General features: G+C 38.6%; 13 protein-coding genes. All 13 read left to right on the forward strand.

Annotation, left to right across the window (positions count from 1 at the left end):
• The first annotated feature begins 195 nt into the window (after positions 1–195).
• The 13 genes from sstT (at position 196) to EM4838_RS00215 (ending at position 12,779) form a co-directional block, all read left to right on the forward strand.
• Positions 196–1,428, forward strand: a complete 1,233-nt coding sequence (sstT, locus tag EM4838_RS00155) for a serine/threonine transporter SstT (RefSeq protein ID WP_071866175.1) — start codon at positions 196–198, stop codon at positions 1,426–1,428.
• A gap of 234 nt (positions 1,429–1,662) precedes the next feature.
• Positions 1,663–3,303, forward strand: coding sequence for a BglG family transcription antiterminator (locus tag EM4838_RS00160; protein ID WP_071866176.1), 1,641 nt, complete (start codon positions 1,663–1,665; stop codon positions 3,301–3,303).
• Positions 3,300–3,731, forward strand: a complete 432-nt coding sequence (locus tag EM4838_RS00165) for a PTS sugar transporter subunit IIA (protein WP_071866177.1) — start codon at positions 3,300–3,302, stop codon at positions 3,729–3,731. The genes EM4838_RS00160 and EM4838_RS00165 overlap by 4 nt, the downstream gene beginning before the upstream one ends.
• Positions 3,732–3,744: 13 nt before the next feature.
• Positions 3,745–4,026 (forward strand): PTS sugar transporter subunit IIB, encoded by a 282-nt coding sequence (locus tag EM4838_RS00170; protein WP_023518991.1) that lies wholly within the window; start codon positions 3,745–3,747, stop codon positions 4,024–4,026.
• Between the two features lie 4 nt (positions 4,027–4,030).
• Positions 4,031–5,281 (forward strand): PTS ascorbate transporter subunit IIC, encoded by a 1,251-nt coding sequence (locus EM4838_RS00175; protein WP_071866178.1) that lies wholly within the window; start codon positions 4,031–4,033, stop codon positions 5,279–5,281.
• Positions 5,282–6,022 carry a sugar isomerase domain-containing protein gene (locus EM4838_RS00180; protein WP_071866179.1) on the forward strand — a complete coding sequence of 247 codons (741 nt, stop codon included), beginning with the start codon at positions 5,282–5,284 and terminating at the stop codon, positions 6,020–6,022.
• A 191-nt stretch (positions 6,023–6,213) separates the two neighbouring features.
• Positions 6,214–6,858, forward strand: coding sequence for a DUF998 domain-containing protein (locus EM4838_RS00185; RefSeq protein ID WP_071866180.1), 645 nt, complete (start codon positions 6,214–6,216; stop codon positions 6,856–6,858).
• Positions 6,859–7,135: 277 nt separating this feature from the next.
• A complete protein-coding gene (locus tag EM4838_RS00190; protein ID WP_071866181.1) occupies positions 7,136–9,217 on the forward strand; it encodes a BglG family transcription antiterminator in 2,082 nt (693 codons plus the stop codon).
• Positions 9,218–9,235: 18 nt separating this feature from the next.
• On the forward strand, positions 9,236–9,538 hold the full coding sequence (locus EM4838_RS00195) for a PTS sugar transporter subunit IIB (protein ID WP_010736508.1): 303 nt from the start codon (positions 9,236–9,238) through the stop codon (positions 9,536–9,538).
• A gap of 25 nt (positions 9,539–9,563) precedes the next feature.
• Positions 9,564–10,853 (forward strand): PTS sugar transporter subunit IIC, encoded by a 1,290-nt coding sequence (locus EM4838_RS00200; RefSeq protein WP_071866182.1) that lies wholly within the window; start codon positions 9,564–9,566, stop codon positions 10,851–10,853.
• A gap of 19 nt (positions 10,854–10,872) precedes the next feature.
• Complete coding sequence (locus EM4838_RS00205) at positions 10,873–11,265, forward strand: hypothetical protein (protein WP_071866183.1); 393 nt, start codon at positions 10,873–10,875, stop codon at positions 11,263–11,265.
• Positions 11,266–11,287: 22 nt separating this feature from the next.
• Entirely contained in the window at positions 11,288–12,157 is an 870-nt protein-coding gene (locus tag EM4838_RS00210; protein ID WP_023518997.1) for a class II fructose-bisphosphate aldolase, read from the forward strand.
• Between the two features lies 1 nt (position 12,158).
• A complete protein-coding gene (locus EM4838_RS00215) occupies positions 12,159–12,779 on the forward strand; it encodes a P-loop nucleotide/nucleoside kinase family protein (protein ID WP_071866225.1) in 621 nt (206 codons plus the stop codon).
• The last annotated feature ends 12 nt before the right edge of the window (positions 12,780–12,791 follow it).

Genomic DNA, 12,791 nt, shown 5'->3' on the forward strand with positions numbered 1-12,791 from the left:
TTATAAACTACTTTTAAAGTTTGTTCCTTTAATAAATCTAAATAATAAAGCGTAAGATTGCACGATTAGATAAAATTTAATTATAAAAATAAGTAATTACTAAAAAGATAAATAATAAGAATTTTCTGAAAATTACCCTTTTGTTTCTCTCATGAAGATGTTAGAATGGTTGTTAAACTATAAAGGGGTGGTTGTTTGTTAGAGAAATTCTTGGACATGTCGTTAGTTCAACGTATTGGTTGTGGTATTTTAATTGGTATAATATTAGGTATTTTTTTACCGACCTGGGGATTTATTGCTTTATTAGGAACGTTGTTTGTTAGTTGTTTAAAAGCGATTGCGCCGCTGTTAGTGTTTTTCTTAACTGCTGCTTCGATTGCGAAACACAAAATGGGGAATGAAACATTTGTAAAGCCGATTTTAGGATTGTATCTAAGCGGAACTTTTTTAGCAGCTTTTGTTGCGGTGATCACTAGCTCGATTTTTACAGTGCCGATCACGCTACAAGAAACAGCTTCGGAACAAGCACCTCAAAATATAGGGACTGTTTTATCTACGATGTTGACCAATGTCACTCAAAATCCGATTCAAGCAATTATTGATTCTAATTATTTAGGTGTGTTATTTTGGGCTGTATTATTAGGGTTGGCATTGCGGACACGTACAGAAGCAACGAAAGAAGTTATCGATCAGATTTCAGTCGCATTGTCACAGGTGGTCCAATTGATTATTTCTTTCGCTCCGATCGGTATTTTGGGATTAGTCTATGAATCGATTGCCACAACAGGTCTTTCTGGACTGACCGAGTATCTCCAATTAGTTCTTGTGTTAGTAGGTACGATGCTCTTTGTTGCTTTGGTCATCTATCCATTACTTACTTTTTTGTTCATCAAAGAAAATCCCTATCCATTGATTTTCTTTTGTTTAAAAGAAAGTGCAATCTCTGCCTTCTTTACTCGTAGTTCTGCGGCGAACATTCCGATCAACATGATGTTGGCAGAAAAACTGAAATTAACAAAAGAATCTTATGCCATTTCGATTCCATTAGGAGCAACGATCAATATGGGGGGAGCTGCAGTGACGATCACAGTGATGACGTTAACGACTGTTCAAGCGTTAGGTATCGAAGCTTCTTTTGGCTTAAAATTGATTTTAAGCATCTTGGCGGCTTTAGCTGCTTGTGGTGCATCTGGAGTAGCTGGTGGTTCATTACTGTTGATTCCTTTGGCTTGTAGTTTATTTGGCATCTCAAATGATATTGCGATGCAAGTGGTAGGAATTGGGTTTATTATTGGGGTCATCCAAGACTCAGTTGAAACAGCGCTGAATTCTTCCAGTGACTTACTATTTACCGCAATTGGTGAATTAGGTGCTAGAAAAAGAAATGGCGAGGCTGTTTCGATCAAAAGTCGTTTGAGTGAATTGTAATAGAGGAATCTTTCTACCATCATTTCAAAGTACATTTTTTTTAAGCCCACAGCAATCGTCTGTTGGCTTTTTTCATGTCTTTTACTGCGAGTAGAATTATTTAGTTGTTTCTGAGTATACTAAAAAAAGACTTCGATTAGTAATGTGCAGACTATCTCATTATTTTCTAATGATTTATTTGGTCTTCTAATCGGTTGTTAGAAAAATTATAGTAAATATAGAAGGTGATGGAAAATGACAGTTATGCACTATCAGGAAAATAAAATGCGCAGAATAACCATTCTCAATCGACTGTTGAATTTTGAGCACTTAAGTTACCAACAGCTTTCTGATGAATACTTTGTCTCACGAAGTAGTATTGCCAATGATCTTTCTTATGTGAAGGATATTTTTACCAAAGAAGGATTGAATTTGACATTTGATCGTTCGGGAACATTTTTTGAAGGAAATGAAATTCAAATCCAACGTGTGTTGAAGCGGACCATCCTTAATCATTTCAATGAACTAGAAGTGGTAGCAGAACTGGTAGAACAGCAACTTTTAAGAAGAATTGAGCAAGCTTTTCGTCAAGGAATCAACGAAAAACAAATGGAGATTCCAGAGAGTTATTTCAAAAGCATTGTGATTTCAATTTTATTGATTGTCCAACGCTCAAAAGAGGGTAAAAAAATAGATTTGATTGGTAAGAATCAGTATGGAAAATATTTCTTGGAGTTCAACAAGTACCCGCTTGTGTATGAACTATTAAAAAAATTAGAAGACCAGAAAATTTATCAGTTCACGCAAGAAGAGGTCCAATATTTAACTTACATTATCGTAGGAAGTGGCTTGAAATTCTTTATGAAAAGTGAAAATATTCCTTTTGCTTTTCGTGGGAAAATTCGGCAATTGATCCAAAAGGTTAGCGAAGGTATCCAGATTGATTTAACACAAGATAACCGTTTAGAAGAAGATCTTCTAGTTCATCTGTATCAATTACTTTTGCGAATTGAAGCGCAAACAACGATCGTCAATCCATTGATTGACGAAATCAAACAAAATTATCCATCCATTTATGGGGTTGTATGGTTTGCATTAAAAGATTTTTGTTGGCCAAGTGAAGTGAATCTATCTGAGGATGAAGTTGGGTTTGTCACCATCCATTTTCAAGCTGCTATTGAGAGAATCAAACGATTGAACAAATTATTATTTGTCTGCCCGAATGGCATTGGAACAAGTTCATTTGTTTCAGCCAAAATACGAAGAATCTTACCTGAGATTGACAGCATTGAAACTGCCTCTATTGATAAGTTGACTTACATGGATCTATCAGAAATTGATTTTATTATTTCTACAGTCGATATACCCAAGCAATCAAAGCCTGTCGTCAGAATCTCGCCCATGGTGACTAGTCGTGATATGAAACGAATCATGAATCATTATATCGATTTAGTCATTGATCATGAGCATATGAAGGAAAGGCGGATATTGCCTGAAAAAACAAAACACTTGCTTGCGGCCAATATTTATTTTGGTCATTATGAGTCAAAAGAAGAAGCAATCCATTTTCTGATTGAGCAGCAAAACTTTAAAAATGACTATAAAAAAGAACAATACACCCAGTCGATTTTTGACCGAGAAGCAATCCAATCTACCTATCTCGATAACGGTTTTGTGATTCCTCATGGTAATCCGTTATTCGTAGAAGAGACTACTATTGCGATATTAGTAGCGGATAAACCAGTTGATTGGGGAAAGCAAAAAGCAGATATCATCGTATTATTGATGATCCGAGAAGAAGATGTGAAAGAAGTTGAAGCAGTGATGAAACTGATCATGCAAGGGATTGGTGATAAAAACTGGTTCATCTCAAAAATGTTGGAGGTAAAAGAATGAGTAGAATTGATCCATTATTGGCAAAAGAGCAGATCCAAGTAATCGATACAGTGGAAAATTGGGAGACTGCCGTTGAGATTGCAAGTGAGCCTTTGTTAAAAAGTAAAATGATAGCGCATACCTATTTGGATAATATGATCAAAAGTGTAGAAGAACATGGTCCATATATGGTTTTAACCGACTATTTTGCCCTCATGCACGCCAAACCAGGCGTAGGAGTGAATGAACAAAGCATGAGTCTTTTAGTCGTAAAAAATGCAGTAGATATGAAAGAAAAAGCGGTGAAAATATTTTTGATCTTAGCTGCGAAAGATAGTGAGAGCCATCTGGAAAAATTGCAAGAAATCATGTCCATATTTATGGATGAAGTGAAGTATCAAACTATTTTATCGGGAAATAAGGAACAAATAATCCAATTACTAACCTAAGGAGGAAGAAAAAATGAAAATTTTAGCAGTATGTGGATTTGGTGTTGGAAGTTCAATGGTTTTAAAAATGTCGATTGATAAGGTGATCAAAGAGCTAGGGCTTAAAGCTACAGTAGAGAATACTGATTTATCCTCAGCAAAAGCGACTCAAGCAGATGTTTATTTTACTAGTAATGAATTACTTCCAGAACTGAAAGCTTCGGTCAAAGCGCCTGTTTATCCAATCAAAAAATATATGGATACAAATGAAGTGAAAGCACAATTAGAACAATATTTAGCAAACAAGGAGGGCTAGACTGATGAATTTTATTAGCGATCATATTTTGAAAAATCCACCTGTTCTTTTAGCCCTGATCGCGATGATTGGTTTGATCATCCAACGAAAGTCATTTTCAGAAATCATCAAAGGTTCCTTGACCGCAGCCTTTGGGATGGTGGCGTTAACGGCTGGGGTAAATATGTTGGTAGGGACGATAGCTCCTATCAATACAGCGGTCCAGACACAATTAGGTGTGCAAGTTACTGAAGGGTTATCTGATGTGACTTTTACAGCAGAATACGGTGGTACAGTCGGTTTAGCCATGTTTTTAGGATTGATCATCCATTTGTTGATTGCTCGGTTTACACCAGTCAAAACGATTTTTCTGACTGGGCACATGCTGTGGTGGTTCCCATTTGTATTTGTAGCTGCCGGAGTAGAGGCTGGTCTAACTGGCACTTTACTGATTGGGATCAGTGCATTATTGTCTGCTTGCTATTGGTCATTCATGCCATGGATCATGCGCAAATATGTTTGGGATGCTACCGGTGATGATTCTTTCTTGATCGGTCATCCGACAGGGATCTTATCATTGATTTCAGGATTTGTGGCAAAGCGTGTGGGAAATAAAGAAAAATCGACAGAAGATATCAATGTTCCAGAGAACCTTTCATTTTTCCGTGAAATTTCGATAACGGGTGCACTGGTCATGTTTCTTATGAATGTGGTAGTTGGGATCATCGCACCAGTTTTGATTCCAGAAGGTGGGAATCTTGTTATGTTTGCCATTGAAGCTGGGTTGAATTTCGGTGCCGGATTATTGATCATGTTGTATGGTGTTCGTTTATTGATTAATCAAATTATTCCAGCTTTCCAAGGAATTGCTGAAAAAGTGGTACCAGGTGCGAAACCTGCTTTTGACGTCCCGATTCTATTCAACTATCGTCCGAATGCGGTCATTATTGGTTTTATCGTTGCGATGATCACTTCAACGATTTTAGTTGTCTTAGCAAATTCATTCCAGTTATTTGGTGTACTGATCGTACCATTGGTCATTACAAGTTTCTTTGAATGTGGTGGAGCCGCAGTCATTGGTGAAGGCCAAGGCGGTTTTCGTGGGGCAGTTATCGGAACGATTGCAGCATCTGTCGCAATGGTTGCTTTAGTTGGTTTTTCTGCCATGATTTTCAGTACAACGATCCAAAGTTGGATCTTGATTTTTGGCGGAAACGATTTGTCATTGTGGGGAATGATTGGACGAGGAATCAGCAGTTTGTTTGGAGGGTTTTAAATGTTTCGTTACATGGATAAAATCAGAGAACTATTAACACTTGTCGAAGAAAAAGAAAGGCAATCAATTGGAAAAGCAATTAAATTATTGACGCAAGCAAATTTACAAAAACATTCGATCTATATTTTTGGCGCCAGCCACGCGGGTATTTTAGCAGAGGAAATGTATTACCGCGCTGGAGGAATGATGACGATCAATGCAATATTTGGACGAGAAGTGATGTTGGATCGAAATCCAGTAACCTTTACGAGTCAAATGGAGCGATTAGAAGGCTATGGAATGGCCATAGCCGGAACGATTCCTTTTAAAGAAAATGATGTATTGATTCTTCATTCAGTATCTGGCAGAAACCCGATCATTATTGACTTAGCTAAAGTGGCAAAAGAAAAAGGAGTAAAAATCATCGCACTAACAAATGTATCCTACTCGAAATCTGTAACTAGTCGCCATTCATCAGGGAAACGATTATTTGAAATTGCGGATATCGTGATCGATAACCACGGCGATATCGGAGATGCGTGTTGTGAACTAACAGGTCTATCACAAAAGGTCGGGCCTTCTTCTACGGTGATTGGAGCGTCCATTCTCAATACGATCATTGTAGAAGTTTGTGAACAGTTGATTTCTGAGGGAGTGAAACATCCACCGATTTTCTATTCTGCCAATATAGATGGTGGCGATCAATTGAATGCTGAATTATTTGAAACGTACAAAGAGGTCATTCATTATCCATTCACTTAAACTAGCGCGTCGTGAGCCATTGATTTTAAAAAGATAACTTTTTTGAGAATATAGTAAATAAGCTATGTCAAAGCAAAAAATCCTTTGATCCTAACTCACTGAGTGTGACAGAATCAATAGGATTTTTTGTTTTGCAATTAAATTGAAAATGTTATTCTGTATATAAGAATAAAAGTGTTTTGGAGGAGTACATGGATTTTTTACGACGATATGGGCTTTATTTTTTATTTCTAGGAGTGTTGAGTGATTTTTCGACACCTTATATTTTGGGCTTGTTCTATCCAGGCTTAGATCAATTGAGGCTGCCAATCAGTGTATTCGGTGACGTCACAAGTCCAGTGAGAACATTCTTTCTTGTTTGTTCTGTTTTTTCAGGCATCTTTTTTATCTTATCCTTACCTGCATTGTATTCTTCGTTTGAAAAAGTATCTACTCATTTAGCGAAATGGTTGATTATTTCACTAGGTTTCTATGCAATAGGCGATTGCCTTTTTACAGGATTGTTTAGTCTTAACACCCAAGCTACTTCGTGGGATTTCTCAACGTGGGTACATAATGTTGGTTCTAGTTTAGGTTATAGTGGCTTTCTTTTATTTCCGGTTTTTGCTTTATTGCTCTATCGAAAAGAAGCGAATCAACCAATCAGTCGAATGTATATCGTCTTAATAAGCTTGAGTCTGCTGAGTGCGATGATTTACGGACTGGCAAGGATCCCAGTGCTGAATCACCTTCCACTATTGGATAAACTAGGTTTTTGTCAAAGATTGAGTTACTTCTTCAATTATTTAACGATCGTATCAGTAGGTATCAACCAACTAAAACGAGTGACAAAATAGCTGTTTGGTTGAGCGAAAGGGTTATTTCTAAACAATCGAATAAGCGAGCTTCCTGAAGTTTTTTTTTTCAGAAAATGAGCCGCGCAAGCCAAAAATAGGAGAGACTATTTTCGACTTGTGCGGCTTATTTCTCGAAAGTAGGTACTCCTGCTACTAACTTGCTTAAAAAAATTTATAAAGGTGTTCTTACTTTTCTGCCAACTTAATTGGCAGAAATCTCTACTTTTTATTTTGGAAGCGCCAACATATACTTGGTTCAGAAAGGAAAATCAATCATATGAAAACGAGAACGATTGAGTTACTTCAAAGATTTAGAGCATATCATTATCCAATCAAAGCGGAACAATTAGCGTTAGAGTACCAAGTCAGTCAACGAACGATTCGTCAAGATGTGTTGGATGCCAATAGTTGGTTGCGAGCCAATCAGCTGGGAGAGATCCAAACGGTTCGTAAGCAAGGGTTTCTGTTGCGTTTAAGCGATGAGGAAGAAAAAAGACTGGCAGAAGCATTGGTGACTTATCAAGAGGAGTTGTTGAATCGTGATGAGAGGACCTTTGATTTAGTGTTATCAATTGCTTATGAGCAACAGCCAGTTTATTTGAATCGTAAGGAAGAAGCATTCATGATTTCGAAAAGTACGATGGACGAAGATATGCGTCGTTTGCGAGCGGATTTGATCAAATACGGTATCGAGATCGTGAGTTTTGGCAGACAGGGACTCGTCTATAAAGGAGCGGAGCGCTCCATCCGCACGATGATTTATGACTTGATCAATAAGAATCTAGGAAGAATTGATTTTTCAGCAAGAAATGGTACGAAAATCACTGCAGCTCAAAGAAGTTTCCAACAGTATTTTCCACCTTCGGAGATTGTAAAGCTCGAAGCCATCTATACAGATACTATGATCAGACAAGAAGATGATATCTACAAAAATCAACTGTTGCTGTTTACGATGATTTGGGTCCAGCGAGTCAGAAAGCATGAACTTATTGCAGCCATCAATTGGAAAAATAGTAACGAAAAAAAAGACGGTTTCACTGACTTTATTGAAAAGGTGATCGCTGAGTTTCGTTTGACAGACGTTCCGCCGGTTGAAAGAAACTACCTTCGTTTTACGATCGAGACATTCAGTTCAAAAGATATCAGTAATTCGTTGGAATGGGTCCAAGCACAACTGTTGACGATCCAACTGATCCAATTCGTCGAGGAACAGACCCGTATCCCATTTCACTTAAAAGAAGAAATCCTGTGTGAAAATCTTTATAAACATATGACAGCTTTGATCATTCGCATCAAACATCGAATCCAAGTCACGAATCCTTTGAAAGAAAATATTCGGGCCAATTACCGCCCCATCTATGAAGCCGTTGAGTTGTTTGTCCCAACAATCGAGGAAGTCATTGGGGGAGAGATAATCGAAGATGAACTTGCTTTTCTAGTGATCCATTTTTCGACGGTTGCTAGCACGATCAAACAGAATGTCACGTCCATGTATAAAGCAGTGGTGGTTTGTCACCATGGACTGGCGACAGGCAATCTATTAGCAGAAAATTTAAAAGAGAAGTTTCCACAAATCGAAGTTGTCGCGGTATTGAGTTCTAAAGAAGCGGAGTTGGTGGATAAGTTAGATGTCGATTTGATTTTCAGTACGTTTCAATTATCAGATCAGAACAAACCACTGCTTGTGTTGGAGCCTATTTTAACCGATGCGAATCGTCCGATCATTGCAGATTTTTTAAATGCTCACCAAAAGGTCCAACGACTGATTCCGACAGAGAGTGGGCAAACAGAATTGTTTACCGACGTCTTGCGGATCGTGGAAGAAAGTGGAGGCAAGATCGATCGGCCAATCTACACCAAATTAGAAACATTATTTGAGCAAAATCATTTAGAAATCAATAAAAGGGAGATCCAACCAATGCTAAAAGACATTTTGACAGATAATCATATATTGATCCAAGAACACGTAGCCAATTGGCAAGAAGCGATTGAACGAGTGGCTAAACCATTGTTGAAAGAAAATATCGTTGAGTCAAGTTATGTTGATGCGATGGTCCGTGCAGTAGAAGAGTATGGCGCCTATATCGTTATTGGCAAGCATCTGGCATTAGCCCATGCCAGACCAGAAGATGGCGTCAATAAGTTAGGGGTGAGTGTCGCGACGATTCGTCAGCCAGTTGATTTTGGCAATGAAGAGATGGATCCGGTTAAAATCATTTTCTGCTTAGCAGCGGTGGATTCATATTCTCATTTAACGATCATGAAAGAGTTGATCGAGTTGATCAATGACGAAACGAAATTGACTCGTTTGATCGAAAGTCCTAATGTAGATTCATTTAAAAAACTACTATTTAAGTAGATAGAAGGAGAGAGTGGAATGAACAAATTGAATATTTTATTTGTATGTGGCGCAGGGTTAGGAAGTAGTTTTGCCGCTCAAATGTCAGCTGAAGATGTATTGAATAAATTAGGAGTGACAGCTAAGCTGGATCATTGTGATATTTCGTCAGCCGTTTCGATGAAGCCGGATGTGATCATTACCGCAGAGAATTTTCGTTCACAATTTGAGAAATTTACCATTGATCCGACAACAGCCATGATTTACTTGAAAAATATCGTCTCAAAAGTTGAGATCGAAGAGAAGTTAACACCAGTTTTACAAAGTAAGGGAGCTATCTAATCAAGAAAAAATAGGGGGAGAAAACATGGGCGTTATCAATTTTATTATCGAAAATATTTTGACTCAAGCATCGATCACGATTGCCTTGATTGCGATGCTAGGGCTGATCCTGCAAAAGAAATCAACGGGTCAAATTATTTCGGGTACATTGAAAACATTGCTAGGCTTTCAAGTTTTAAGTGCGGGTTCGAGTATCATCGTCGGTAGTTTGACGTATTTTGGGCAAATTTTTACCGAAGGATTCCAAATGGAAGGGATCATCCCGTCAATTGAAGCAATCAATGGTCAAGCAATGAATGAACTTGGTCTAGGTAGAGATATCGCATTAACATTTTTAGCTATTTTTATCTTTAATATCTTACTTGCCCGTTTTACGAAGTGGAAATATATCTTCTTGACTGGTCAAGCAATCTTATGGATGGCGACGATGACCACTGTATTTGGGTACTTTGCTGGGTTACGTGGGTTTTTCTTGATTTTAGTTGGTGGTTTCATTGGGGCAGTTTTTGCTATTGCGATGCCAGCGATGGCGCAACCAATCATACGTAAGGTCACCGGTTCAAACGATATTGCTTTAGGGCATTTTTGTACGATCGGTTATTTATTTGAGGCTGGGGTAGCAAAAATCTTTGGTGAAAGAGGCGAGAACAAGAAATCGATTGAAGACATCAAATTGCCTGCTCACTTTGAATTTTTACAAGATACGTATTTATCCGTCATGGTGGTGATGGTACCACTTTATATTGTGACTGTGTTATTTGCAGGAGAGACGTTTGCGGCTGAGCTATCAGGGGGGCAAAACTACATCATGTTTGCCTTTTTACAAGCCATCCAGTTTGTTGTGGGTGTATACGTATTACTTTCAGGGGTACGCTTATTACTAGGCGAAATCGTTCCAGCGTTTCGGGGGATTGCGATGAAACTAGTTCCTGATGCGATTCCAGCGTTAGACTGTCCGGTATTCTTCCCTTATAGCCCGAATGCGGTGATTTTAGGGTTTATCACCACAACGATCGGTACGGTCATTGCGATGTTTACGTTGCCGATGTTTGGATTAGCGATGATTCTGCCAGGGATGTTGACGAATTTCTTTGCTGGGGGGACAGCGGGTATCTTTGGTAATGCAGTTGGTGGACGACGAGGAGCAATCATTGGTGGAATCGCTCATGGCTTCTTTATTACCTTATTGCCAGCATTACTAGTAACGATTTTCAATTCAATGGGATTTGTTAGTGCGACAGCGACAGATGTCGATACAGTAGTGGTAGCACTACTTTACGCTTGGATCTTAAGTCCGATTTTAAAAGCATTCTAATGTGAAAGTAGGGATCATGATGTTTGGTTTTTTGAAAAAGAAAAAAGAGCAACCTGAAGTAATACAGACGCTTTCCAGCGAAGAAAAAGAAGAACTTCAAACAGCGATCGAACGTCTCAAAAAAGATATCGACCAGACAGAAGAAACAGACCAACTAGCTGTTCTTTTTGAACAAGTAGGACTAAAACTCGCTGAGCTAGGGGATAACGATCAGGCAATCGAACAGCTTGAGAAAAGTTTATCACTGAAGAAAAGTATCAATGATGGGTACAAGAGGTTGATGTCTTTATATAATGCCAAAAGAGCAGAAGCTGCACGAGCTGGGGACGATCAAGGAATTGAGCATTATATGGGGAAAATGGACGAGATGCGACAAATTGCTAAACAACTCACGATTACAGGGAATAAATAAGAATAAAGGTGGCTATAAAAAAATGTATACGACATTAAAAGAGGTAACAAAAACAGCAGAAGCTTTGAATTTTACCGTGGGCGCATTCAACACGCATAACTTAGAGATGTTGCCAGAAATGTTACGAGCAGCCAAAGAAATGGGTGCGCCGATCATTATCCAAACAAGTGTGGATACGGCGAAATATATTGGGATGAATGTCTTAGTCAATGTAGTGAAAACGATCGCTGAAGAAGAAATGGTGGATGCTGTTCTTCATCTGGATCATGCGCGTGATTTCTCTGATATCAAGCAAGCAATCGATAGCGGTTATACTTCGGTGATGTATGATGGTTCCCATTTACCTTTTAAAGAAAATATCTTGAAAACAAAAGCAGTCGTTGAATACGCCCACGCTCGTGGTGTCTCAGTGGAAGGGGAGCTAGGAACGATTGGTGGGACGGAAGAAGGAATCCATGTGGCAGAAGATGATAAAGTGTATACGAAACCCGAAGATGCGGTAGAATTCGTAGCAGCAACTGGAGTAGATGCATTAGCAATTGCTATTGGAACAAATCATGGGCAATTCAAATCAAAAACAGAAGTCAATCTACCACTCCTGAAAGAAATCGACGCAGTAGTCGATGTTCCCTTGGTCATCCACGGTGGTACTGGAGTGAAAGAGGAAGATTATCCAGAGTTGATCAATCACGGAATCCGTAAATTCAATGTTGGGACAGAGCTACTTGTCAACTGGACGAAAACCGCAAAAGAAAGCTTTGGTGAAACAGAAGTCAGCCGATCATTACGCCACAACGTGATCCCAGCCAATGAAGCAGTGAAGGCAATCATCAAACATAAAATCGGCTTGTTTTTGAATACAGGAAGTGAGATCTATGCAGGAAAGAGCTAAAATAAAAAAATATTTGTTTCTTTTGGCAGGAAGTCCTGGGACAGGGAAAACCTATTTGATGGAACGACTGTTCGAACGGTTTCCAACGATGTATCGTCTTACCTTAGATGAAGTCAAAGAGTATTACGCTGAATCAATTGGGTTCGATAATTTAGCTGAACGAGCAGAGCAAGAAAAAAACAAGGTGTATCCATTCTTTTATCAGGCGTTGGAACTGTACATGGAAGCTGGGAAGAAAGTGATTGTTTCAGAGTATCCTTTCAGTGACAAACAAAAAGGACCATTAGAAGCGTTATCAAAAAAATATGGCTATGAAGTGATCACGATTCGCTTGCACGCAGACTTTGATGTACTATGGCAACGACGTTATAAAAGAGATCGTGATCCTGAACGTCATTTGAGTTATATCATGGACCATTATCATTATGGAGATACGTTGGACGATCGATCGTTAGGAACCAATCATATCACCAAAGAAGAATTTAGAGCTGTTATAAATGATCGAAAGTATGAACACTTTGAACTTGGAACGCTTTATACATTCGATGTGACTGATTTTACCAAAGTGGATTATACGCCGCTGTTAGACGAGTTAGAGTGGCGAGTGGCGAATGACCAATAAAAATTAATGACA

This window comes from Enterococcus mundtii, assembly GCF_002813755.1.
GTDB lineage: Bacteria > Bacillota > Bacilli > Lactobacillales > Enterococcaceae > Enterococcus_B > Enterococcus_B mundtii.